Source organism: Rhizobium sp. 01N447_2, assembly GCF_056399245.1.
On record NZ_JBFTQY010000040.1, the window covers coordinates 33,872 to 57,118 of the forward strand.

Annotated in this window: 21 protein-coding genes and 1 pseudogene; 2 read left to right on the forward strand and 20 right to left on the reverse strand. The window is 60.1% G+C overall.

Translation table 11 applies throughout. From position 1 onward, the window contains the following. Positions 1-58: 58 nt before the first annotated feature. The 14 genes from AC1ECN_RS23840 to AC1ECN_RS23905 all read right to left on the reverse strand — a co-directional run bounded on the left by AC1ECN_RS23840 (position 59) and on the right by AC1ECN_RS23905 (position 16,504). Entirely contained in the window at positions 59-1,588 is a 1,530-nt protein-coding gene (locus AC1ECN_RS23840) for an FAD-dependent oxidoreductase (protein WP_477954275.1), read from the reverse strand. Continuing rightward, the gene (locus AC1ECN_RS23845) at positions 1,585-2,802 is read right to left on the reverse strand and encodes an NAD-dependent epimerase/dehydratase family protein (RefSeq protein ID WP_477954277.1); all 1,218 of its coding nucleotides are present in this window, start codon (positions 2,800-2,802) and stop codon (positions 1,585-1,587) included. The genes AC1ECN_RS23840 and AC1ECN_RS23845 overlap by 4 nt, the downstream gene beginning before the upstream one ends. Before the next feature lie 9 nt (positions 2,803-2,811). Further along, on the reverse strand, positions 2,812-3,792 hold the full coding sequence (locus tag AC1ECN_RS23850) for a GHMP family kinase ATP-binding protein (RefSeq protein ID WP_477954279.1): 981 nt from the start codon (positions 3,790-3,792) through the stop codon (positions 2,812-2,814). Continuing rightward, on the reverse strand, positions 3,789-5,738 hold the full coding sequence (locus AC1ECN_RS23855) for an HAD-IIIA family hydrolase (RefSeq protein ID WP_477954281.1): 1,950 nt from the start codon (positions 5,736-5,738) through the stop codon (positions 3,789-3,791). The genes AC1ECN_RS23850 and AC1ECN_RS23855 overlap by 4 nt, the downstream gene beginning before the upstream one ends. Then, entirely contained in the window at positions 5,728-6,669 is a 942-nt protein-coding gene (locus tag AC1ECN_RS23860) for an NAD-dependent epimerase/dehydratase family protein (RefSeq protein ID WP_024322589.1), read from the reverse strand. Before AC1ECN_RS23860 ends, AC1ECN_RS23855 begins: the two co-directional genes overlap by 11 nt. Before the next feature lie 32 nt (positions 6,670-6,701). Continuing rightward, positions 6,702-7,661, reverse strand: a complete 960-nt coding sequence (locus tag AC1ECN_RS23865; protein ID WP_477954282.1) for a lysylphosphatidylglycerol synthase transmembrane domain-containing protein — start codon at positions 7,659-7,661, stop codon at positions 6,702-6,704. After that, on the reverse strand, positions 7,658-9,628 hold the full coding sequence (locus tag AC1ECN_RS23870) for a hypothetical protein (protein ID WP_477954284.1): 1,971 nt from the start codon (positions 9,626-9,628) through the stop codon (positions 7,658-7,660). The genes AC1ECN_RS23865 and AC1ECN_RS23870 overlap by 4 nt, the downstream gene beginning before the upstream one ends. A 17-nt stretch (positions 9,629-9,645) precedes the next feature. Then, positions 9,646-10,884: a glycosyltransferase family 2 protein gene (locus AC1ECN_RS23875; protein ID WP_018071774.1), complete on the reverse strand. Its 1,239-nt coding sequence runs from the start codon at positions 10,882-10,884 to the stop codon at positions 9,646-9,648. Between the two features lie 17 nt (positions 10,885-10,901). Beyond that, positions 10,902-11,528: an SIS domain-containing protein gene (locus AC1ECN_RS23880; RefSeq protein WP_024322586.1), complete on the reverse strand. Its 627-nt coding sequence runs from the start codon at positions 11,526-11,528 to the stop codon at positions 10,902-10,904. Positions 11,529-11,803: 275 nt separating this feature from the next. Then, positions 11,804-12,160: a RidA family protein gene (locus AC1ECN_RS23885; protein WP_477954286.1), complete on the reverse strand. Its 357-nt coding sequence runs from the start codon at positions 12,158-12,160 to the stop codon at positions 11,804-11,806. Between the two features lie 16 nt (positions 12,161-12,176). Beyond that, entirely contained in the window at positions 12,177-12,998 is an 822-nt protein-coding gene (locus tag AC1ECN_RS23890) for an ABC transporter permease (protein ID WP_130689014.1), read from the reverse strand. After that, on the reverse strand, positions 12,998-14,254 hold the full coding sequence (locus tag AC1ECN_RS23895; RefSeq protein ID WP_130689015.1) for an ABC transporter permease: 1,257 nt from the start codon (positions 14,252-14,254) through the stop codon (positions 12,998-13,000). The genes AC1ECN_RS23890 and AC1ECN_RS23895 overlap by 1 nt, the downstream gene beginning before the upstream one ends. Positions 14,255-14,323: 69 nt before the next feature. Continuing rightward, on the reverse strand, positions 14,324-15,373 hold the full coding sequence (locus AC1ECN_RS23900) for an ABC transporter substrate-binding protein (protein WP_028743191.1): 1,050 nt from the start codon (positions 15,371-15,373) through the stop codon (positions 14,324-14,326). Between the two features lie 48 nt (positions 15,374-15,421). Beyond that, complete coding sequence (locus tag AC1ECN_RS23905; RefSeq protein WP_185828592.1) at positions 15,422-16,504, reverse strand: ABC transporter ATP-binding protein; 1,083 nt, start codon at positions 16,502-16,504, stop codon at positions 15,422-15,424. Between the two features lie 239 nt (positions 16,505-16,743). Here AC1ECN_RS23905 and AC1ECN_RS23910 point away from each other — a divergent pair, with 239 nt between their 5' ends. Both AC1ECN_RS23910 and AC1ECN_RS23915 read left to right on the forward strand, forming a co-directional pair. Further along, the gene (locus AC1ECN_RS23910) at positions 16,744-18,141 is read left to right on the forward strand and encodes an aminotransferase-like domain-containing protein (RefSeq protein ID WP_477954289.1); all 1,398 of its coding nucleotides are present in this window, start codon (positions 16,744-16,746) and stop codon (positions 18,139-18,141) included. A 3-nt stretch (positions 18,142-18,144) separates the two neighbouring features. Further along, on the forward strand, positions 18,145-19,437 hold the full coding sequence (locus AC1ECN_RS23915; protein WP_477954291.1) for an NAD(P)/FAD-dependent oxidoreductase: 1,293 nt from the start codon (positions 18,145-18,147) through the stop codon (positions 19,435-19,437). 30 nt (positions 19,438-19,467) lie between these two features. On the opposite strand, the pseudogene AC1ECN_RS23920 reads toward AC1ECN_RS23915, so the two are convergent. From AC1ECN_RS23920 to AC1ECN_RS23945, 6 genes and pseudogenes are all read right to left on the reverse strand, one after another. After that, a pseudogene (locus tag AC1ECN_RS23920) lies at positions 19,468-19,701 on the reverse strand (WGR domain-containing protein); the annotation flags it as partial. A 161-nt stretch (positions 19,702-19,862) separates the two neighbouring features. Beyond that, a complete protein-coding gene (locus tag AC1ECN_RS23925) occupies positions 19,863-20,285 on the reverse strand; it encodes a PIN domain-containing protein (RefSeq protein ID WP_477954293.1) in 423 nt (140 codons plus the stop codon). Beyond that, on the reverse strand, positions 20,282-20,530 hold the full coding sequence (locus AC1ECN_RS23930; RefSeq protein ID WP_027688903.1) for a FitA-like ribbon-helix-helix domain-containing protein: 249 nt from the start codon (positions 20,528-20,530) through the stop codon (positions 20,282-20,284). The genes AC1ECN_RS23925 and AC1ECN_RS23930 overlap by 4 nt, the downstream gene beginning before the upstream one ends. Positions 20,531-20,664: 134 nt before the next feature. Beyond that, entirely contained in the window at positions 20,665-21,642 is a 978-nt protein-coding gene (locus tag AC1ECN_RS23935) for an ABC transporter ATP-binding protein (RefSeq protein WP_027688902.1), read from the reverse strand. 4 nt (positions 21,643-21,646) lie between these two features. Then, the gene (locus tag AC1ECN_RS23940; protein WP_018483069.1) at positions 21,647-22,474 is read right to left on the reverse strand and encodes a carbohydrate ABC transporter permease; all 828 of its coding nucleotides are present in this window, start codon (positions 22,472-22,474) and stop codon (positions 21,647-21,649) included. After that, positions 22,471-23,247: carbohydrate ABC transporter permease (locus AC1ECN_RS23945; RefSeq protein WP_477954296.1), on the reverse strand; the 777-nt coding region annotated here is incomplete at its 5' end. The genes AC1ECN_RS23940 and AC1ECN_RS23945, both read right to left, overlap by 4 nt.

Here is a 23,247-nt window from a genome sequence, read left to right on the forward strand (position 1 = left end):
GCAAACGGTTTTTCCGATGCGTTCTGTTAGTCCTCAAAGCTCGGGCGAATTTCAAACCCTAAAGTGCCGAGTTTGCTTCCGTTTCGGCGAGGCGATGGGCGATGCGGTCGGCATTGGCCATGATCGTCATCGTGACGTATTTCGAGGACAGATCCGGAAGGATCGAACCGTCGACGATGTGGAGACCGGAATGGAGATTCAATTCGCCGTCTGAAGAGGTACCGAACGGACCGGACGCGCCCATAGGCAAGGTGCCGGCAAAATGGGCGTCGATGCCGGGTTCCGCCAGCGACACGCCCGGGAGCTGAATGAGACCCAGCCGTTTCCATTCCCGGCGGAGCGTCTTTTTCAAGGCCTCGGCGTGGATGTCGAAACCTTCCGCGAAGCCGCCGCGGACGGTCAGACCCTTTCCTGCCGTTTCGTCCCGACGGATGTAGCTTCGGCTTTGATTGCCGGGATAATAGATCGTCGCGACAAGGAGACTGCTCCCGATAAGCTCGAACGCCGCGCGCCCGGCTTTTCGACCGAGCGGCATCCTGTTGATGAAGCTCTGCGCCGGCAGCGTACCAACTTCATAGATCGCTCCCGTCACGTAATCGGATGCGCCGGTGCCGTAGCGCAGAGATAACCCAAGCTGCGCAAGGCTGTGCGTCGCCGTCGGCGAACGCAACAGCCTTGCGGGGGAGAGCAGGGGAATGGCCAGCGTGGGACTGTTCAGAAGACGCAGTCCCTGCGCGTCAATCGGCAGGAGGTCCGACAGCAGGGCGGCCGTTCCAAGGACTCCTGCGGCCAGAATGATCCTCGGTGCGGAAAATGACGATCCGTTTGCCGTTCTGACCGTCCAGCCCGAGCTGCGTGTCAACGAGACGGCCCGCATATTATCGAGCAAACGAAAATGTGGAGACTTTCGCAACAGCAGCAGATCCTGCCTGCTGTTATAGATCGCGCCTGTCGGGCAGCCATAGAGACRGTCGCCGCGCAGATCGCATGCTGCGCGCCCGGACCTCGCCTGCGAAAGTATGGCATTGACGGCGGGAAAAAGCCGGAACGATCCATCAGCCGGCTTTGCGGCCTGATGCCGATGGAGAACATGGGCCGCTGTCGCTCCAAGCGGCAGGACGGGCTCACTGTCAGCGCCTGTCGTAGAATCCGCATTCCTGCTGATGCCGATGCGCTTGGCGACATGCTCGTAGGATCTCTGCAAGGAGGCGATGTCGATCGGCCAGGCCGCGATGTCCTCGGCATCGAGATAGCTGATTTGCGCTCCCCAGATGTTGGAGAGACCGCCGCGGGCAAGGCTGCCGATCGGGAAGAAGCCGTTGCCGGTTATGCCGGATTGGTCTCGAAAAGGTTCGAGAATTCCTCGTGCAACGGGGGTCTGCAATTTCGGCGAACTTCCGTCGTCCGTTCGCAGCGATTCCAGATTGCTTCCGAGGACGCGGACGCTGCGGCTTTCCTCCGGCGATCCGGCATCACCCCCGCCATCCAGCATCAGAACGCGGCGTCCGGCCGCGATCAGGGGAAACGCCGCGGAGACACCGGCAGGTCCACTGCCGATGATGATGAAGTCGGCGTCCGGCCCATTCATCGATATCTCCCCGCTAAAAGCGCGCGGAGCGGAAAGAGCAAGACATCGCTGGAAATCGCCAGTATCGCGCCGAAAAATCCGGCTTTTTTGCCCGGGCGCCTTTCCGGTTCGCTCGCGAGGTCGGCCAAGTAAAGGGCCTGCGCGAGGCGATGCCGTGTTYGATTGGCCGGCGGTTCAAAGAGGGCCAGCAAACCAGGATGCCTGATCATTGCCGGGGAAAGGCCAAGCGGCGACAATCCCTCATGCCGCAGCCCTTCGCAGAGTCGCTGCAGCGGTATTTCGGTGGGCGCGATGCCCAGATATCGCAGCAGGGCCTCTGCCTCACGTCGCGATTGCTCCTCGTTTGTCTGGCCGAATTCCCCTGCAAGCGCAGTCGCCGGGTCGGACAGGTTCAACATCAGGAGCCTGAGGCTCTCGCCGCTCTCCATCGGCGCGGCGCCTGCAAGCCCGAGCACGCGTTCCGGATCGACCGTGGGAATCAACGGGAGAAGTTTCGTCATGCGGCAGGCGAGGAGTGCCGCGGTCAGCGGAACCGGTATGAAATGAAGCTTGCCCTTACCCTGGCCGCGGCGGAGAATTCTGAGCCAGGCGGCAAAGCTTATGGGCTTTTCCTGCGCCAGCACAAAGGTCTGCAGCGGCTGGTCCTCTCCGGTCGCCAGCGCCAGCAGGCCTGCGGCGACTTCGTCGAGATGAATGGGCTGAACTTTCCGGCTGAGCCCTATCATCGGCAGGATTGGACTGAGCGCCGCCAATTTCGCCATCAGGCCGTACATCGCTGTGCGCGGGCCGCCGTAGACGAGCCCTATTCGCGCAATTCTGACAATCGGTGCTGCCTTGCTGGCAACCAAATGCTCTTCGATCCTGAACTTGGTCCGGCCGTAGACATTGAGCGCTTCTTTTCTGGACGAGGTGGACGAGGCAAAAACGAAGCGCGGCACGCCGGCTGCCTTTGCCGCTTCCGCCAGCTTCAAGGTGCCTGATATATTGACGTTTTCTTCTTCGGCCGCCTCCGGCGAAGTCGCCCAGGAATGCGCGAGATGGACGAGCCCAACCGCTCCCTCCAGATCGGATGCTGCAGGTTCATCGCCAATGCGCCACGCCGCGCCGGGCCGCCGGCCCAGTTCAACCACGTCGAAGCCGCGCTCACGCGCCATCGCGACAAGTCTTGCGCCGATATAGCCGGTCGATCCGGTGATGATGAGACGTGGTGCCATTCACACTCTCTACTGTGCAAAAGCGATGCGCGCGCCGCTCCAGTCAAAACGAAACTCGATTTCCTTGAGCTGCGACAACGCTTGCCGCACCTTTTCCTGACGATCTTTAGGGCAATAGAGAACGAGGAAGCYGCCTCCGCCTGCACCCGCAAGCTTGCCACCGATTGCGCCGGCAGCACGTGCTGCCTCGTAAAACTCGTCGATCGCACTGTTGGTAATCTTCGATGTCAGCGATCGTTTCATCATCCATCCGCGATGCAGGGCTTCGCCGAACGCACCGAGATCTCCACCCATCAGGATGTCACGCATTTCGTAACTCAGCTGCACCATGCGCTCGACGGTCCGGAATTTTTCCTCGTCGGCCTCCATGGCTTGCACCTGCGTCGACAGCACCGAGCGCGTATCGCGCTGGCTTCCTGTGAAAAACAACAGGATGTTGCTCTCGAGTTCCGCCATCTTTTCCGAGCTGAGAACGACGGGCTGGACGTTCACGCTGCCGTTGGAATTGAATTCGATGAAGTTCAATCCGCCATGTGCGGCCGCATATTGGTCCTGTTTGCCTATCGGCTCCTTCAGGATGTCGATTTCGAGCTTGCAGGCTTCTTCCGCCAGTTGATCCTTGGAGGCAAAGCGCGACCTGTGGGCGTAGAGCGCATTGATCAGCGCCACGGAAAAGGAACTGGATGATCCCAAGCCGGTTCCCGAAGGAATGTCGGCGACCGAAGCAACTTCGATGCCAGGCTCGAGCTGATGCATTCGCAGGGCCTCGCGCAGCAGCGGATGCGCGATCTCCTCAAGCGTGTCGGCGAGCTCGGTGCGTGTATATTTGAGATGATACTTCTTTTCGTTGAAGTAGCTATGCACGATAACGAAGCTGTACTTGGCGATCGCGCAGGACAATACTGCGCCCGCCTGACGGCGGTAGTAGGACGCTATGTCAGAGCCGCCTCCGGCGAAGCTGACCCGAAAAGGTGCGGATGAAACGATCAAAGGATTGCCTCCTCAAGATTGATGACGATATCGGCCGATGCCCGCTGCAGATCGATCTTCGGCCACTCGTCTTGAATACGCGATGCCCAGAGCCCGTCGGTCGCTGCTGCCGTGAGGCCTTTCCAGGCGTAAAAATTGTGAAAGCGGCTGAGCAAGGTCTGTTGTGACGCTTCGACAAACACAGCCATATCGACGTCTTCGCGGGTCGACCTGTGTCCGGCAAAGATGCCGTCCAGCAGAATGACCTCGGCGTCACGCGCATCATAGGTGGTCGTACCCTTGCGCTGACCACGGCTTGCCGCTTCGTAACCGGGCGCCTCGACCTGTCCGGATCGGCGCAGCGTGCTGACGATCTCAGGATAGACTTCGACCCTGTTGCGTTCTTCCGCAGTCATATCAGGACGGCGATATTCGAGCGGCAGTATCCAGCGATCGAGTTCCACCCTCAGCACCCGGCGTCCCGATTCCGAGAGCATACGCTCGAGCGCATGCGCAAACGTGCTTTTCCCGGAGCGGGAACGGCCGCAGATGCTGACGAGCAGCGGACCTGCTTTACTTGGAAGACGTTGATGAATGGCTCCGGACAGCCCCTGCCCGATATCTTGATAACCGCATTGAAAGCGAACGGCGTCATAGACCGTGTCGAAGACAAGATTGGCACGGGGAATATCTGCTTCCGCGGCAGGATAGCTCTTTTCATCCCGCAGGCCATAACCCGTTCGGACCCCATAGGCCCAGATGCCTGCCTTGCGGGCCGCACCTATGTCGCGCAGGCTGTCTCCGATGATGACGGATTTTGATTTTTCGACCGGCAATTCCGTCATTGCCTGGCGGATCATCAGATCGCCCGGTTTGCGGCATGCACAATTGATCTTGAGTTCCGGGATCTCATTGGGAAATCCTTTGTCCGGATGGTGCGGACAAAAATAGATACGGTCCAGGACGCCGCCATCTTCGGCAAGCTCGGCCTCCAGGCGACCAAGAACATGATCCAGGCCGGGTTCGTCGAGCAGGCCTTTGGCGACCTGCGGCCTGTTGGTGACGGCAACCGTCAGGAAACCGGCCTCGCGGGCGAGCCGCACCGCTTGGCCGGCTCGGCCGATCAGCTTCACCTGGTCGGGATGTATAATGCCATGGCCGCCGACATCTTCGTTGAGTACGCCATCGCAATCGAAAAATACCGCGGGTCTTCTAACTGACAGATGCACCGCATGCACCCGGTCCTGCCGAAGGTCCTCCTCCGCGGCAGCATGGCGGTTCGGCGAGCCGGTATCCTTGATGTATTCCGGCGTGTCGTAAATCGCGATCGGAATGGAACGCTTGAGGAGATCGGGAATAACGTCGTGAATCATGTCGGCCGTATGGCCCGGCACCAGCGCCTCAAAAAACTGGTCTGAGGCTACGTACAAACCGGCCGGCACCAGATTGCGCCAATCCGCATTGCGGTGCGTTTTGCGGGGCAACAGGCGCTGGAGATAACCGCTCTTCTGGACGACGAGATCGGATGTGCGGGGATGATCGTTGGGGTGAGCAATGATGGTTAGAGCGGCTGGAAATTGATGACGGTGACGCGCCAGTGCCGCCAGATCGATGTCAAAAAGCATGTCGCCGTAGACGATCAGTACGTCGCCGGCTGTCGTATCCAAAGTCGTCAAGCAGCCTGCCGTGCCGAGCGGAGACGTCTCGACGAAGACCTCGATCTTGATGCCGAGTTTTTCAGCTTCCGGACCAAGAGCAGGCTCCAGCTGGCTGCCAAGGTGACCACCGAGCACGCGCACATGTTGAACACCTTCGCGGGCCAGCACACGAATCTGCCTGAGAATGATCGGGACACCGCCGAGCGGCAAAAGGGCCTTTGGAATGGCATCGCCTGTCAGGCTGCGCGCGCGTGTTCCAAGGCCTCCGGCAATAATGACGGCCTGGCGAATAGCGTCTTCAGAAGCCATTCGCCAGGATCCGCTCGACGGCAAGTTCAACGGCCTCTGTCGATTTTCGCTTCGGCGACCAGCCTAGTGTTACGAGCCGACTTATGTCGTAGCTGAAGCGCGGCACATCGCCCAGCCAGCCGCGATCCTCGCTGCCGTATTCGATGGCGGCTCCGGCTGCCACCTTCGAGACCACGATCTCGGCGATATCCCGAACGGACGTTTCGCCGATGCCGCTGGCATGAAATACTTCATAGGCGCCGGGTGCCTTGTCCCATGCGAGGAGAATCGCATCCACCAGGTCGCCGACATAGAGATATGGCTTTGTCTGCATTCCGTTGCCGAGCACCTGGAGTCTCGTCGGATCAGCCTTCAACCTGTTGATGAAGTCGTAGATCGCTCCATGCGTCGAGCGCTCCCCAACGACATTCGGAAAACGCAGCACCAGTGTCTTGATGCCGAATGACAGCGCATAGACGGACAGATAGGCTTCGGCGGCAAGCTTGCTGGCGCCATAGAACGAGATCGGCCGCAAAGGACCGTGATTTTCGCCGATGTTCCCTTCAGCTTCGCCGAACACGGCGGAAGTACTGGCGAAGAAAAGCCTGTCGATCTTATGCTTGCGCATGATGGCAAGCAGTGTCGTCGTCGTCAGCTGGTTCAGCTGCAGGTCCAGTTCCGCATTGGCATTGCCTGCGGCGATATCGGAATTGGCGGCGAGATGAAAAACAGCGTCCGGGCGGTCCGCCGCAATGAGCTGATCCATGCCTTCCCGATCGAGCATATCCAGCTCATGGAAGCGAAAATCCGATCGGTCCAGCAGATGGTCTATGTTCCGCATGCGGCCAAGATGAAGATTGTCGATCGCGGTGACCCGATAACCCTTTTCCAGAAGGCGATCGCAGAGATGGCTACCGATAAATCCGGCCCCTCCTGTTACCAAGGCATGCATGTCGGCAGCTCCATATGATCTGTTAAGGCTCATCAGAGCGCTTTGATCTTTCCCGAATGAGGACGCGAAAGGACGAATACACCACCGGCTAACCCGACCACAAGCTGCAGCAGGCCGAAAACCACCGATAGCGTTGCCGCGTCGGTCGTGCCTATGCCGAACACGGCAAGCGAAATGATCATACCGCCCTCCCGGAGTCCCCATCCTCCGACGGAAATGGGAACCATCGCGATCAAGAGCACCGGCGGGAAAGCGGCTGCGGCCTGACCCCAATCGAGCGGGAGGTCAAGGCCGAGAACGAGGATCTCAAGCGAGACGACGCTCAACCCGTGAATGGCGAGGGTCAATAGAAAGACGCCGACCATTCTTTGGTGGGTGATCAAAGCCCGCAACGCGTCGGTCAACGCGTGCAGCTTTGCCGGAAAGAACCGGACGAATAAGTGGCGGCGCCAACTGAACACCAGGGCTGATGCGATAGATCCCGCAACGCCAAGCGCCGTGAGTTCCGTCAGATAGGGGATGGGAAAGTCGTGCCCGTAAACAGTGCGCAGGATGATCAATCCGATCAGCGCAACGACCGCCAGTCCGAAAAGAGTGAGGATGCGGTCCATGACGACGCCCAGCGTGGCTTCTCCGATCGTCAGGCCATATTTGACGGCACCGAATATGCGAGCGGCATCGCCTGGAATGGGACTTGGAAGAGCCTGATTGTAAAACAGGCTTTGCATGAAGAGGTTCATCGCGCCTGAGATCTTCAGCCTTTGCCCTATCATGTCCGATAGAAGGCACCACCGCCACGCCGAAAGCAGGGCCTGCAAGAGCAGAAGAAGGATGCCGACCGAAATGGTCGTCGCCGACAGGGTCTGGATCGCAGCCCACCCTTCCGAAAAATCTACCTTGCGCGCGATCCATATGACGAGGCCAAGCGCGACAGCCACTTTCAGAACCGGTATGCCGATGCGAAGCAACGCTGGGGGGGACGCAGTCGTCACGGTGCCCGATCCGCGTCAAAACGGTAGAGCTTCCAGCCAAACCGATCCGTCAATATCACCGAAGAGCGGGGCATCATGTGCGCTACGACGCTGTTGGCCATCACCATTTTGTCTTCTCCAAGGCGTTCGGCGAGGAACGCGCTACCGGCATCGGGGGGGACGATGAAGTAGCCTATATGATTGTCCCTGATGAAAGCATCGATATCCGAACCCGGTAGAGGCAGCACGTAGCGTGGCAATTGCCAGCCGCCGTCGCGGCCGCCATTGTAAGCCGCGGACAATAATGTGTTGGCAGTATCGAAAGGTTGAAACACGGCTCTCAGCTCGTGCTCCGCGATATAGCGGTACATGAAATAAGCTTGGCGGTGGCTCTTCATATATTCGTCGACGCTTATCATCCCAAGCACGACGTCGAGTTCTTTCGCCTTGACCGGATCCATGTCGCCGCCGCCCACGCGATGCCAGTGGGAAAACCACAGGCCCCCGGCCAGCAAGCTGATAACCACCGGGCTGGCGACCATGCATGCTGGCGAAGAGACAATTTTCGCAAGCGGGGCTATCTGCGGCAGGACACGCCGGTCGAGCCATTTATCCAACCGTTCGCGAACCAGGGAGGCGCCGATAAACCCGGTCGAAAAGAAAAGCAGATAGGCGGGCGTCGCCCACCGTATGTGATTGAACATAACGGTGTACCATATCACAAACATGGCAGCGACAATCGCTGCCAGAAATGCGATGCGCCGAAAAGCCACTGCCAGACCGGCCAGTATCAAGGCAAGAGCGACGAAACTATTCGGTTTGCGAGCGAGGAACCACTCGTAAAGAATATAGAGGAAGTCGTGCCAACCTTGCAGAGTTGCGAGGTTCGTCACGAAATGTCGGTTGGCGGGATCGAAAGCCCGGCCCAATTCGAGCGTGTAATCCGCCATCCAAGCGTCGGTGAGGCCCGGATGGCCGAATAGAAAGGGATAGATCGGATTGCCGAAAACGATCAGGTTTTTCGCATACCAGTAGCCCGCGACGCCGAGAAATGCGCAGAGGCATGACAGAAAGAGCGGCAATGATACCCTTCCCTTGAGAAGCGTCGGCATCAATGCCAGCCCTATAAGGCCAACCATTTGCAGTTCCGTATATTTTCCTCCGACCGCTCCCCCTAAGACGAGCGCACAATGAAAAAGCTCCGCCGGGCGCCGGGTTTCCAAATAGCGCCACAGAAAGAGCACGGCTGCGACTGAGAAACACGACCGGGCCAGATCCGTCATCGGTTCGCCGACACTCCCCCTGAAGAAGGGGATGCTGAGGATCAGAGCGGCCACCAGGAAAAAACCGCATGCCCGCCAACGACTGGCGCAGCTTGAAAGCAGGAACAGAAATCCGAAGAAAATTGCGATATTCATCGCCGCCGCGCCGGTCCAGTGACCGCTGACCATCATGACGAGCGCAAACAGCAGATTGAAGAAGAGTGGAATATTGCCGTAGAAGGGATGGTCGATCTGCGGAGACAGAAAGCCGGCGTGCTCGATGATGCTGTTTGCGAGCGGGATGTGGAAGACCCACACGTCGGCAATGCCCGGAGGAAATTGGGCCAGAACGCTCCACACATAGCAAAGTACGATGCATGTGAGTGCCGCAAGCACCGGAAACGGGTTTCCGATTTTCGCTTTAGCGGCGATTTTTCGAAACAGTGAACCCAGGTCGCAAAGAACGGCGACAAGATCGCGCCGCCGCCAGATCATCGAGACAGCCACGATAGGAAGAACGATTTCCCATCGTAATCCGTGAACTGCGCCAAGGACGGTAGCCGCACCGCCTGAGATCGCAAGAGCCGGCAAAATGCCGCTGAACAAAAAGTCGATGCCGTCTCGAAAGGGCCGATCGCAACCTCGATTGAGCCAAACGACGATCCCTCGATCGATCACCAGGCCCCATAAGATTATAAAAGAAACCGCGCACCAACCTGCGATCATCACCGCTCCCGTGGCTCCTATCCCGCGAGAGGGGGCGCAGGCTTCTTGACGGGCAGCATGACCCCAAGCGCCCGGATCATGAGCCCTGAAATAAAGATCTGGAACGCTGTCGTGATAAGCCAGAGCCCGAAGACGGCCCAGTTCGTTTCGACGCCAATCTCAGGCAGCAGGTATCCATTCCCGACATAGGAATCGAAGAGCGGAAACGCCAATAAAACGCCTGCAAGTACGGCCACGACCGTTCCCCAGATCGTCGCGTTATAAGGCAGAAGCCGCTCGAAACGAGGCTGCACGCGTCCCGAATAGTCGAAGATAACCCGACCGATCGCGGCCGAAACCAGCATTGATTGACCAAGGACGGCCAGGGCCATGGCAAAAAGCATGGCATTGGACGAGAAGCGCACACCGGCAATGGACATGGGTCCAGCGAGCAATGGCAGCATGATAATCAAGCCGAGGGCCAGAAGCAGGAAGCCCGGCCAGATGAGAAAGAAATCAAACCCGTAGACAAACATCGCCTGAAGATTACGCCAGCCAGCGCGCCACGGCTCCATCCAACCCCGCCGCTTCATGTGGCTTAGCCGTCCATCCGGATCTTTCAGGAAGTGGATCGGCACTTCGGTGGTCGGAAGCTCCATATGCACGGACTTCAGCACCATTTCCGATGCATATTCCCATCCTTGCGACCGAAGATCCATGCGCAGCAATGCATCGACACTGATGCCCCGCATGCCGCAATGGATGTCGGAAAAGCGGCTGGCGAACATCCGATTGAGAATCCACGTCGTCAGTGGCGTCCCGAAATAGCGATGCAGCGCCGGCATCGCATTGTCTTCGATCGAGCCCTTGAACCGCGAGCCCATCACGAAGTCGGAGCCGTTCCGGAAGGCCTCGATAAATGGCGCAATCTGGCGAAAATCATAGGTGCAGTCCGCATCGCCCATGATGATGAACTTGCCACGGACGAATGGGATAGCATCGATGTAAGCCCTGCCCAAACCGCGCTTCGGTGTCCGCAACACGCGGGCGCCCCTGTCGCGCGCGATTTCGGGTGTGCGATCGGTCGAACTGTCGACGATGAGGATCTCCACGGCCGCACCGCTTGCCGCGATACCCTCGCGGCACCAGTCGACGAAGGTTCCGATCGTCAATTCCTCGTTAAGAGACGGGACGAGGATGGTCACTTCAGGATCGGTGACATCATCGTTGGGGATAAGGAGCGTCAATTCCGGATCGTGAATGCTGGGGAAATTCATGCGCGTATAACGGCTCGTTAGGAAAGAGTAGGCGGGACAAGCCCGCAGGAGAAATCCAATACGGCATGGCAAATCGCCAGATGCGCGATCTCCACATAGCCATATTGATCGGAGGCCACATAAAAGTTCAGGTCACCCAGATCACGCAGCGGATTGCCCGGCGCGAAGCCGCTCAAAGTCATGATGGCGCAGCCTTTTTCCCGGGCCGTGCGGACGGCCTTGGTAATGCTTTCCGATCTCCCCGAACTGCTGATTGCCACCAGCAGGTCACCTTCGTTCGCATGCATGCCGATCTGCGTCGAGAACACATTCTCATATCCGAGATCGTTCGAGAGGCATGTCAGCGTCGCGCCGTCGTTCATCGCCATGGCGCGCAGCCCGCCGTTTTTGGAATAGTCTGTTGCCATGTGGCTGGCGATTGCCGCGCTGCCGCCGTTGCCAATGAACATGATCTTCCGTCCCGCATCGTGCGTGGCGCGAGCCAGTTGCATGGACTCTGTCACCGCTGCTGCATAGTCCAGGCTCTCACCGGCTGCCCGCGTAGCGGTTGCATTCACAAGAACATGGCGGAGAAATGTGAAGTAGCGATCCAGGTCGCCGGCTGTTACGCCAAGCCCCGAAGATCTGTTGTCGTTCTGTGACATCCTCGTTCAGTCCCTACGCCTTGGAAATTGGGGCGTCCTTAAAGATTAAATGGGGCAAAGGCAAGTTGCCCGCCCCCTCTTTTGAGGGTTGTCGCCGAGTGTCACGGCTTTGCAACTAAAGGTGTCACGCCAGGCAGTTGAATTCACCGCCTCTGCCCGACCCTCAGGACGCTGATTGATATAGCCAACCGACAAGCGCTTTCAGCGCTCGCGCCGGTGATGCCATGTAGGGTGAAAGAGGAGTTCGCAGCCGCTTCCGGCAAGGTTTTTAACTGTCAGGTCCCGATCGCTGCGATCATGCCGATCTCGACAGTGAATTCCGGTCCGGCGAGCCTTGCTTCGACCGTGGCGCGCGCCGGCGCATGGCCCGCAGGCACCCAGGCGTCCCACACGGTATTCATGTCTTCGAAGCTGGAGATATCGACAAGCCAGATCGTCGTGCTGACGATCCGTGTCGGATTGCTGCCCACGCTTTCCAGAAGCCGGGTGATCCGCGCCAGGATGTTGGTCGTCTGTTGGTGGACGGAGGCGCCCGGCGCGTCGATTGCGACCTGGCCTGCGAGGAAGACAAAGCCGCCATAAGTCACGGCCTGGCTCATTCGTTTTCCGGTTTCGTAGCGTTCGATCTGCATGCTCAACCCCCCTGAATTATTCTCTATGCGCAATTTTCTGACGTTCGGCACGTCGCTGCAGCCATTGGATCGTGGCGAGGAACAGCGTCGAAAACAGGATGAGCAGCGTGGCGACGGCGGCGATCGTCGGGCTCAGCGTTTCGCGCACGCCGCTCCACATCTGGCGCGGCAGCGTGCGTTCTTCGGAACCGGCGATGAAGAGTGCAATCACCACTTCGTCGAATGATGTCACGAAGGCAAAGAGCGCGCCGGACGCCACCCCCGGCGCGATGACCGGCAGCATGATGCGTAATGTCGCTTCGACCGGGGCTGCGCCGAGACTGGATGCCGCCCGCATCAGATTATGATCGAAGCTTGCGAGGGTCGCGGTCACGGTGATCACCACGAAAGGGGCGCCGATCGCCGTATGCGCCAGCACCAGCCCGGTCAGGCTGTTGAGCAGCCCGACGGCGGCAAAGGCATAATAGATGCCGACTGCCGAAACGATGACCGGCACGATCATCGGCGAAATCAGAATGGCGGTCAGCGTTGCCCGCGCCGGGCAGGAGGGCCGGCTGAGGCCGATCGCGGCAAGCGTGCCGAGAAAGGTCGACAGAAGCGTGGCGAAGACGGCGACGATGATGCTGTTCTTCAGCGCCAGCTGCCAGACGTTGGAATCGAAGAATTCGCGATACCAGCGCAGCGACAGGCCGGGCATCGGATAGGTGAAGAACGGCTCGGCATTGAAGGAGAGCGGCACGATCGCCACGATCGGCGCGATCAGGAACAGGATCACGAGGCCGCCAGCCAGCCACAAGAGGATCGAAAATAGCCGCGGGAAAGAAAGGAAGTTCGTCATCAGCCTATCCTCAGCCTGTCGATGCCGACAATGCGATTGTAGACGGCATAGAGGATCAGCACCGCCACCAGCAGGATCGTGCTCAAAGCCGCCGCCATGCCCCAGTTCGTGACCTGATTGGAGTAATAGGCGATGAAATAGCTCACCATCTGGTCTCCCGGCCCGCCGACCAGAGCCGGCGTGATGTAGTAGCCAAGCGCCAGGATGAAGACGAGGAGCCCGCCGGCACTGACACCAGGCATGCTCATCGGCAGGTATATGCGCAAGAAGGCCGATACCGGCGGCGCGCCAAGCGACGAGGCGGCACGCAGATAGACCGGAGGGATGCTCTTCATKACGCTGTAGATCGGCAGCACCATGAAGGGCAGCAGAATATGGGTCATGGCGATCAGCACGCCGATGCGATTGTAGATCAGGTCGAGCGGATGTGCGGGGTCGATCAGGCCGAGCCAGATGAGCGCCGAGTTGATCACCCCGCGTCCCTGCAGCAGGACGACCCAGGCGCTGGTGCGCACCAGAAGCGAGGTCCAGAACGGCAGCAGCACCAGGATCAGCAGCGTATTGGCAACCGCCCCTTTCGATCGGGCAATCAGGGCGGCAAGCGGATAGCCAAGAAACAGGCAGATCACGGTCACCGAAGCGCTGACGACGAATGTGCGGATCAAGACATCGACATGCACCGCATTCTCCGCCGAGACCCTGCCGATGGCGCCCGACGCGTCGCGCTCGAGATCGAGCGAGGCGAGCAGGTAATAGTCGGTGAAGGGCGGCGATGCATTCTTGATGATCGTCCAGTAGTGCTGCGTCTCCCACTTGGGATCGATGGCAACGAAGGCTGTCTTGTAGGGCGGTTCCGCGTTGCGGATCGTGCGCGCCGTTTTCAACAGCATCGAGCGCATGCCGGTCTCGTAATAGTTGAGACGCTTGGCCACTTCGGCGATCTGGTCGCGGGGCGATTGTTTCAGGTCCGTGGCAAAGGCGGCAAATAGCGCTTCGTCGGGCGGGGATTGTTCATCCCAGGCTGACAGAGCCGACATCGTGTAGGGCAGGGCGGCGGAGGCCGCCCTGTTGTCGACCGCGCGCGTCAACAACAGGGCAATGGGCAGGACGAAGACGAGCAGCAGGAAGATCAACAGAGGCGCGACCAGCAACAGCGCTCTCAGTTGCGCTTTGCTTTTCGCACTGCCGAGGCTTTTCACCCGCGTGCGGGTGGCAATCATCGTGCCTTCGCCGTCATTCATTGTCGCGATCACCATCGCTCATGCCTTCCTGCGGTAGAGAAAGGGGCGGACGGAGCCAGGGAGACACTCGCCCGCCCGAAGAGGTTACTGTGCGAGCCACTTGTTGAAGCGTTCGGTCAACTCCTCATCATGGTCGGCCCAGAACTCGGAGGAGACGACAAAGGCCGTCTTCGTGTTCTCAGGCGCGGTCGGCAGATCGACAAGAATATCCGCCGGAACCTTGGCGATGGCCGCTTTCAGGGTCGGGCCATAGGAGATATATTTGGACTGCTGCGCCATCACGTCGGGGTTGACGGTGAAGGCGACGAATTTGTCCGCCAGTTCCTTGTTCTTCGAGCCTTTCGGCTCGGCCCAGAGATTGAAGTCCATTCCCTGGCCGTCCCAGACGATCTTGAAGTTCTTGCCGCTGTTCTTGACGGCATCGTAGATGCGGCCGTTCCATGCCGTGGTCATCACGACTTCGCCGTCGGCAAGAAGCTGCGGCGGCTGCGCGCCCGCCGTCCACCAGACCTTCACATCCTTCTTGATCGTGTCGAGCTTCTTGAAGGCGCGGTCGACGCCCTCCGGCGTTCCGAGCACGTCGTAGACCTCGGCGGGTTTGACGCCGTCGGCAATCAGCGCGAATTCCAGCGTGGTCTTCGGCGACTTGCGCAAGGCGCGCGGCCCGGGGAACTTGGCCGTGTCGAACAGATCGGCCATGGTCGTCGGTCCGCCATTCGGGAACTTGGCGGCGTCATAGGCATAGATGGTGCCGAAGACGATCGTCGCGACCGCGCAATCCATCGCGGCGCCGTCGATGAAGGCGTCCTTGCCGCCGAGCTTCGAATAGTCGATCGTTTCGAGCCAGCCTTCGTCGCAGCCTTGCAGCGCATGGCTGGGTTCGACATCGACGACATCCCAGGTCACCTGGCCGGTTTCGACCATGCCCTTCAGTTTGGCGGTCGAGCCGTCCCATTCATCCTGGAGAACCTTGGTGCCGGTTTCCTTGGCGAAGGGCTTGAAAAAGGCCTCCTCCTGGCTCTTCGTGTAGGCGCCGCCCCAGGATGTGACGGTCAGCGTATCTCCGGCAAATGTGGCTCCTGCTATGGCAAGAGTCATGACGGAACTGAGAAGCATGCAGTTTAAACGCATCATGGTGGTTCCCCTTTTTGTAGCTGCGTTTGCGAAAGAATGAGCGTCCGGTCAGGAGAGCGCGAGCGCGCGGCAATCCTCCGGCGCCCAGCCGATGACGGCAGTGGAGCCTAGCGACTGAACCGGAATATCCTGGGCCGCTGCGACTTTGATGAAGATATCGTCGCAGCCGCAGGCCGAGACGCGCAACCTGACATGGTCGCCGTGATAGATGATTTCCTTCAGCATGGCGGTGAACCGGTTCGGAATTTCGGCTGCCGGCGCCAGCTGAATCCGCTCGGGCCTCAAGACCAGCGTTGCCCGCGCGCCTTCCTTCAACCCTTCTCCGGCATGGCCGGTGATGATCGAACCATCGGGCGCGCGAATCCGGCAGACGGCATTTTCGATCGCAACGACTTCGCCCGATATCGCATTGTTCTCGCCGATGAAGGTTGCGACGAAGGGGTTTGCCGGCGTCTCGTAGAGCGCATGCGGCGGCGCGATCTGCTGCAGGATGCCGTCATTGAACACGCCGACCCGATCCGACATGGTCAGAGCCTCGCCCTGGTCGTGGGTAACGTAGACGACGTTGATGCCGAGGCGGGCATGCAGGTGCTTGATCTCGAGCTGCATATGTTCGCGAAGCTGCTTGTCGAGCGCACCGAGCGGCTCGTCCATCAGCACGAGCTGCGGTTCGAAGACGAGAGCCCGGGCGAGCGCGATGCGCTGCTGCTGTCCGCCGGAAAGCTGGTTGGGCCGCCGCGTTTCGAAGCTCGCCATGCGCACCATGTCGAGCGCGCGGCGCACCCGCTCGGTGATCTCGGCCTTGCCGAGCCGGCGCATTTTCAGCGGGAAGGCGACGTTCTCGCCGACGGTCATATGCGGGAAGAGCGCGTAATTCTGGAAGACCACGCCGATATTGCGGCGATGCGGCGGAACGCTGTCGATCCTGTTGTCGGCAAGCGTGATCGTCCCGTCGGTCGGCGCTTCGAAGCCGGCCAGCATCATCAGCGTCGTGGTCTTGCCGGATCCGGACGGGCCGAGAAGGGTCAAGAATTCCCCTTTGGCGACGTCGAGGTCCAGGCCGCGAACGACATAGCTGACGCCGTCATAGGATTTACGCACGCCTTCGAAAGCAATGAAGCGCTCGCTCATGAAGTCCTCCTGTTTGCATCGGCGGGTCCCTGCCTCTTTGTCTCGATGCTGGGCTATATTGTCTCGGTCTACTTCGGCTTGTCAAGCCACACAAATAATTTTGTGTGGTGGTAGCGGCAGGGTCTCGAAAACATTGGGAAAGCATGCTATGTCGCACGAAAGCGAGCTGAATCGCAGCGCCTCGGGGATTGATGTGTGCGTTCGGCTTATGGAATTTACGCCGCTGTTACAGGAATTGTATGTCTGAAAGATCGGAAGTGACCCGGACAAATCAGGGGCGGGAAACGCGGATACCGGCCTATCTGGAGCTCGCAAGCGAGCTCGAGGCGAAGATCCGCTCGGGCGCCTTGCCTCCCGGCAGTCAGCTCCCACCTCAGCGCGACCTGGCGCGGGAGCGGTCGCTCAACGTCTCAACCGTCACGCGCGCCTACCGCGAATTGCAGAACCTCAATCTTGTAATGGGCAGCACCCGGCGCGGCACGATCGTCATGGGCGACGGCGCCATGCCGCGGGTCGACCGGGCAGCTAACCCAGCCGGTATCATCGATCTGACGGTCAACCGGCCGGCCGTCGACGATTTCCAGCAGCGCCTCGCCCAATCCCTGCCAGACCTTTCATCGGACCGGCGCTTCCGCCAGATGCAGGAGTATCAGCCGCCGGAAGGTCCTGCCTGGGCGCGCCACGCGGCGAGAAAATGGATATCGCTCAACGGCTTCGATCCGTCCGAAGACGATATCGTCGTCACCAGCGGCGCCCAGCATGCTTTGCTGGCGGTGATCAGCAGCCTGATTGAGCCCGGCGATACCATCGTCTGCGATCGGCTGACCTATTATGGGCTGATTGCGCTTGCCCAGATGTTCCGCTTCCGCATCATCGGCATCGGAAGTGACGATGAGGGCATGTCGGCGGTGGAGCTCGACGATATCTGCCGCCGGGAGAGCGTGCGCGCCGTCTTCACGGTTCCCTCGATGCACAATCCGACCGTCGTCACCATGAGCGAGGCTCGCCGGCGCGAACTGGTCGACGTCGCGGAAAAGCACGATCTCGTCATCATCGAGGACGATGTCTATGGACCGATGCTCGGGATCCGGGCAAGCGCCCTGGTCACGCTTGCGCCGACCAGAACCTACCATATATCAGCGCTCTCCAAGGCGCTGGCGCCGGGTCTGCGCGTCGGCTATCTCTTGTGTCCGCCCGGCCGGGCGCTGCTGTCTGCCGAGGCGGTCCGCACGACCGCCTGGATGCCCTCTCCGCTGCCGCTGCTGCTTGCGACGCGCTGGCTGGAAGACGGCACGGCCGAAGCGATCCTGAAGGCCCAGCTTGCCGAGCTGCGCGCCCGCCATGCGATCGTCACGACGATCCTTGCCGGCCATTCCTTCTCCGCCGATCCGCGCTGCATGTTTTTATGGCTCCGGCTGCCGGCGCCATGGCGATGCGAGGATTTTGCCGCCAATCTGCGCGCCCATGGCGTTGCCGTCATGGCCGCCACCGCCTTTGCCTGCGACCGTCAGCCGGTCGAGCACGCCGTTCGCGTCAATGTCGGCTGCGCATCGTCGCGTCACGAACTTGCAACGGCGCTGCGCATCATCGCCGCCACGCTGAACGATCGTCCCCGCGCCTTAGCGGGCCTGGTCTAGCCGATGAACACGACGCTGCCGGAGCTTCAGCCCTTGCCCGACGCCGAGCGCCGGCATGTGGCTGTGGTCGGTGCCGGATTGGTCGGCCTCTGCACGGCGCTTTGGTTGCAGAGAATGGGGCACCGGGTCACGATTATCGATCCGGCGCCGCCCTTGGGCGATGCATCCTACAGGCAGGCCTGCTCCTACGGAAATGCCTGCACCTTTGCGCCGCACGGCGTCGTTCCCCTTGCGACGTCAGGGGTCATCTGGCGTGTGCCGGGAATGCTGCTCAATCCGCTCGGTCCGCTGGCGATCGTCTGGAGATACCTGCCGCAATTGGTTCCTTGGCTGCGCGCCTTCCTGGCATCGAGCACGAAAGCCGAGGTCGAGCGGATCGCCGGCACACTGGCGGTGCTGCTTTCCCACGCCGATGCGGCCTGGCAACCGCTTGTGACGCAGGCAGGCGCCGAACGGCTGAAGCGGCATGACGGCTGCCTGTATCTCTATAAGACCGAAGCGCAATTCCGGGCGGCTGACGCTGAGAACGCGCTGCGTGAGCGTCATGGCGTCGCCATGGACCGGCTGGACCGCGCCGATGTCCAGAACATGGAGCCTAATCTTGCGCCGCTCTACCACAAGGGCGTGCTGTTCCCTGACGCCTATGTGTTTTCCAGCCCCAGGCAACTCGCTTTCGCGCTCGCCCAGGCAGTTATAAGCGGCGGCGGGGAGATCGTCCGCGGCGAAGTCTCGGCGATCGAGCCGCGCGGTAATGGCATCTGCCTGCGGACCGCGGACACGCAAATCCTGACGGACCACGCGGTCGTCGCCGCCGGCGCCCATTCGCGCAAGATTACGGCATCGATAGGCGATCGCGTCCTGCTCGACACCGAGCGCGGTTATCACGTCTTGTTCCCGCAAGCGGGCCATCTGCTGTCGCGCCCGGTCTGCTATCCAGAACACGGCTTCTACATGGTGCCGATGGCAGATGGATTGCGCGCGGCTGGAACCGTCGAACTTGGCGGGCTTGCCGCTCCCTTGAACCCCAGGCGGACCGCGATGATCCGTGACGGCGTGAAAATGCTCCTGCCGGCGGCCGGGCAAGGCAGCGACGAGTGGCTGGGCTTTCGCCCGTCCATGCCCGATTCACTTCCGGTGATCGGCAGCTCCCGCCACTTGCCCCGCGTCACCTATGCCTTCGGCCACGGCCATCTCGGCCTGACGCTGTCGGCTCTGACCGGCTATCTCGTTTCCCAGCTGGTTGCGGGACAGAGACCGGCTATCGATCTGGCGCCCCTGCGTGCCGAGCGGTTCTGAACCGGATTCCTGTGAATTTTCCTCATTTCGCCGATATCCGCGTTTGAGCTTGCCGTGCAGCAGCGTCCGGGATGCTTCCCTTGCTTCGACCGCTGTGTCGAACAGGTCGATCTTCATCTGTCCCTTCGTCCCCATGCGTCCCCAGCAACGCGTGAGCGAGCTGCCGCCGAACAGGGTCGGTTCGACGGCCAGAAGATAGAAGCGCGCCATGTTTCGCGCCGGATCTAGATGAAAAAGCAATGTCGGATGGGTCGCCTGGGTCATGCCGCAAGAATCCCCGTACGGCGGCCGATGCGTCCAATGAATATGCTGAATCGATCGAGCTGCAGCGATTCCATTGCGTGATGTTTCACTGCTTGGAACTGCCGGACATTACGGCGCGGTGATCAGCTCAAAGCTCAGGATGCGCTGGCGGTTCCGCGCTTTTATCTGTCTTTCCACGGATTGACGATCTGGAGGTCCATTCCCGCAAAATCCGAGACATTGCGTGTCGCGAGTGAAGCGCCCCGTGAAATGGCGATGGCAGCAATCTGAGCATCGAATTGACTGATCGGTCGACCGGCTTTGCGGCGGTCGGTGACGATAGTGGCATAGACATTTGAAGCGTCGCGATCAAACGGCAGAACGCGACCGCCAATATCCTCGCTAAATATCAACAAGACCGCCGCCTGAAGATCGCGTCGACGACGTCCCTCGGGAAGGAGACGCAGTCCGTAGAGGATCTCGGCCTCGGTGACTGCTGTCGTGAAGATCGATGTAGGATGTTGTGCGGCGAACCAACCGACCACCGCCGCATTCGGTGCAGGCGTCAGCAGCTCTGAGATGACGTTGGTATCGAGAATGATCACGCGGTGAAGTCCGGGGGATCGCGGATCGGCTCGCGGGGCGGGATGTCGAGCTCGACGCCGCCAACCGACAGCAGGCGCGCGCGGATCGCATCTGCGAGATTGCGCGCCGGTGGTTCGCTGGTCGCAAGCGCCGCGCGCAGGATATCCCGCGCTTCGTCCTCCATGGAGCGGCCATGCGTTGCTGCCCTCATGCGCAGCCGCTGCTTTAGCCCGTCATCGAGATTGCGGATCGTCATGCTTGCCATCTCTATCTCCATTCATCAATGATTGCATATTAATCATTGATTGGAGATTTTCAAGGTTGGCGTGAAGATAGCGGTGTCGCAAACGCGGTGCGCCGGCAGAATCGAGCGCCGAGACGATGGCGCGCTCGCCGTCCTCAGAACCGATGTTCCACTCCCTCGACCGGATTTGCCCAGACCGTCATACCAGGCGCAAACGGCGTCTCGCCTTCGGCGCGCACGACCATCTCGCCGAGCTCGGGGATGTCGAGGTAGAGGATCGCGTCGGCGCCAAGCCGCTCCACATGCCGGATCCTGCCCTGCCATTGCCCGGCCCCTTCCGAAAGCCTGATATGTTCCGGGCGAATGCCGTAGGTCGTGCAGTTCATTCGCCGCGCGGTCTCGCCGCCATAGAGGTTCATCTTCGGGCTGCCGATGAAGCCGGCGACGAAGGGTGTCGCGGGATTGCGGTAGAGCTCCATCGGACTGCCGATCTGTTCGACCGCGCCGCCGTTCAGGACGACGATCTTGTCTGCCATCGTCATGGCTTCGACCTGGTCGTGGGTGACATAGATCATCGTCGATTTCAGGCGGGCGTGGAGATCGGCGATCTCAAGGCGCATCTGGGCGCGGAGCGAAGCGTCGAGATTGGAGAGCGGCTCGTCGAACAGGAAGACCTTGGGATCGCGGATGATCGCGCGGCCGATGGCGACGCGCTGCCTCTGACCGCCGGAGAGTGCTTTCGGCTTTCTCTCCAGCAACTGGGTGAGCTGCAGCGTTTCAGCCGTCGCCGCGACCTTGGCGGCGATTTCCGCCTTTGGGCGGCGGGCGAGCGAAAGGCCGAAGCCGATATTCTCGGCAACGGTCATATGCGGGTAGAGCGCGTAGCTCTGGAACACCATGGCAATGCCGCGCTCGGAGGGTTCGGCATAGGTCACGTCCTTGCCGCCGATGGTCAGCGCGCCTGAGGTTGTTTCTTCCAGGCCGGCGATGATGCGCAGCAGCGTCGACTTTCCGCATCCAGACGGGCCGACGAAAACCACAAATTCGCCGGAGGCAACCTCCAGATCGATCCCCTTGATGACTTCAAGGGCGCCAAAACTCTTGCGAACTTGCTTGAGAGTGAGCTCAGCCATTCGGTTACCCTTTTACTGCGCCTGATGTCATGCCGGCGACGATCTGCCGGTTGAAGAAGATGAAGACGACCAGCGGCGGGATCGTCACCAGGAGGATATTCATGAAGAGGAGATTGTACTGGCTCGTATACATGCTCTGGAAATTATAGAGCGTCAGCTGCACGGTCACGTTCTCCTTGCCGGGAAGGTAGTAGAGCGGGTTGGTAAAATCGTTGAAGATCGCGATCGACTGCACGACGATGTTGGTGACGGTCACCGGTTTCAGCAGCGGCAGGATCACTCTGAAGAAAATCTGCCGGGGCTTGGCGCCATCGATCAGCGCCGCCTCGTCGAGGTCGCGTGGAATGGTCGAAATGAACGAGCGGTAGAGCAATGTCGAGAACGAGAGATTATAGGCGACCTGGATCAGGATCATCCCGGTCATGGTCTTGAAGAGACCGATCTCCTGCAAGAGGCCGATGGTGGGCACCACGGCTGGCGGCATCATCAGACCCATGAACAGGGCAATGGAGGCCACCCTGTTCCAGACGGTCTTGCGGCGCTGCATGACATATCCGACCATTGCCGACAGCAGGATCAGGATCGTGACGGAGACCACGGTGATCAGCGTGGAGTTGAAATAGGCGAGCGCGAGCTGGTAGTCGCGCGCCTTGAAGACGGCGATCAGATTATCCCAGAACAGCCACTGCTCGGGCAATTCGAAATCAAGGCGAGAGGCTTCGGATTTCGATTTGACCGCTTGGAGAGCGACGAAAACAAAGGGCATGACGAAGATGACGGCCGCCACCGCAAGGGCTATCGCGCCGGTCACGTAAGGGCGGACGCTTCTCATTCCTCAACCTCGCGCCGGTTGAACCACAGGGTGAATGGCAGGATGATTACGGCGATCAGCGCGAACAGGATGACGTTTCCGGCCGTCGACAGACCGTAGAAACCAGCCTGGTATTGCTTATAGATGACCGAGGCGATCACGTCGGAGGAGAAACCAGGCCCGCCGCGGGTCATGGCCCATATCAGATCGAAGGATCGAAGCCCGCCGATCAGCGACAATGTCACCACGATGACAGTGGCGGGACGCACGAGCGGCAGGGTGATCCGGAAAAATTGCTGGAGACGCGTGGCCCCGTCAATCCTTGCAGCCTCATAATAATCGGGGCTGATCGCGGCAAGCCCGGCGATGAAGATCAATGTGGCGAGGCCGACACCCTTCCAGACATCGACCAAAGCCACCGAAAAAAGCGCCAGCGCCGGATTGGTGAGCCATCCAGGTCCCGGAATGCCGAGCGTCTCGAGCGTGACATTGATGATGCCCCTGGTCGGATGCATCATCACCGTGAAGGTGATGCCGATGCCGATCGTCGAGACCAGGACGGGAAAGAAGACCAGCGTGCGCAGGAAGCCGCGGGCGAAGATATTGCTGGTCAACAGCACGGCAAGCAGCAACCCGCAGACCGTCTTCAGGCCGGATGTCGTCACGGCATAGATCAGCGTGTTGAGCAGTCCCTTGACCAGGAAGGGTTCGGAAAAGAACTGCTGAAAGTTTTCAAGCCCGATGAATTCGGCGGTCGAAAGATCCCAGCGCGTCAGGCTGAACCAGAGAGAGGA

What these genes read in the sequence shown, in the direction of transcription:
- AC1ECN_RS23935 (WP_027688902.1), bottom strand. Translation starts at nt 21,642, where the DNA reads ATGGCTGAGCTCACTCTCAAGCAAGTTCGCAAGAGTTTTGGCGCCCTT.
- AC1ECN_RS23885 (WP_477954286.1), bottom strand. Translation starts at nt 12,160, where the DNA reads ATGCAGATCGAACGCTACGAAACCGGAAAACGAATGAGCCAGGCCGTG.
- AC1ECN_RS23915 (WP_477954291.1), top strand. Translation starts at nt 18,145, where the DNA reads ATGAACACGACGCTGCCGGAGCTTCAGCCCTTGCCCGACGCCGAGCGC.
- AC1ECN_RS23940 (WP_018483069.1), bottom strand. Translation starts at nt 22,474, where the DNA reads ATGAGAAGCGTCCGCCCTTACGTGACCGGCGCGATAGCCCTTGCGGTG.
- AC1ECN_RS23870 (WP_477954284.1), bottom strand. Translation starts at nt 9,628, where the DNA reads ATGATCGCAGGTTGGTGCGCGGTTTCTTTTATAATCTTATGGGGCCTG.
- AC1ECN_RS23930 (WP_027688903.1), bottom strand. Translation starts at nt 20,530, where the DNA reads ATGGCAAGCATGACGATCCGCAATCTCGATGACGGGCTAAAGCAGCGG.
- AC1ECN_RS23905 (WP_185828592.1), bottom strand. Translation starts at nt 16,504, where the DNA reads ATGAGCGAGCGCTTCATTGCTTTCGAAGGCGTGCGTAAATCCTATGAC.
- AC1ECN_RS23875 (WP_018071774.1), bottom strand. Translation starts at nt 10,884, where the DNA reads ATGAATTTCCCCAGCATTCACGATCCGGAATTGACGCTCCTTATCCCC.
- AC1ECN_RS23910 (WP_477954289.1), top strand. Translation starts at nt 16,744, where the DNA reads ATGTCTGAAAGATCGGAAGTGACCCGGACAAATCAGGGGCGGGAAACG.
- AC1ECN_RS23890 (WP_130689014.1), bottom strand. Translation starts at nt 12,998, where the DNA reads ATGACGAACTTCCTTTCTTTCCCGCGGCTATTTTCGATCCTCTTGTGG.
- AC1ECN_RS23900 (WP_028743191.1), bottom strand. Translation starts at nt 15,373, where the DNA reads ATGATGCGTTTAAACTGCATGCTTCTCAGTTCCGTCATGACTCTTGCC.
- AC1ECN_RS23855 (WP_477954281.1), bottom strand. Translation starts at nt 5,738, where the DNA reads ATGGCTTCTGAAGACGCTATTCGCCAGGCCGTCATTATTGCCGGAGGC.
- AC1ECN_RS23860 (WP_024322589.1), bottom strand. Translation starts at nt 6,669, where the DNA reads ATGCATGCCTTGGTAACAGGAGGGGCCGGATTTATCGGTAGCCATCTC.
- AC1ECN_RS23880 (WP_024322586.1), bottom strand. Translation starts at nt 11,528, where the DNA reads ATGTCACAGAACGACAACAGATCTTCGGGGCTTGGCGTAACAGCCGGC.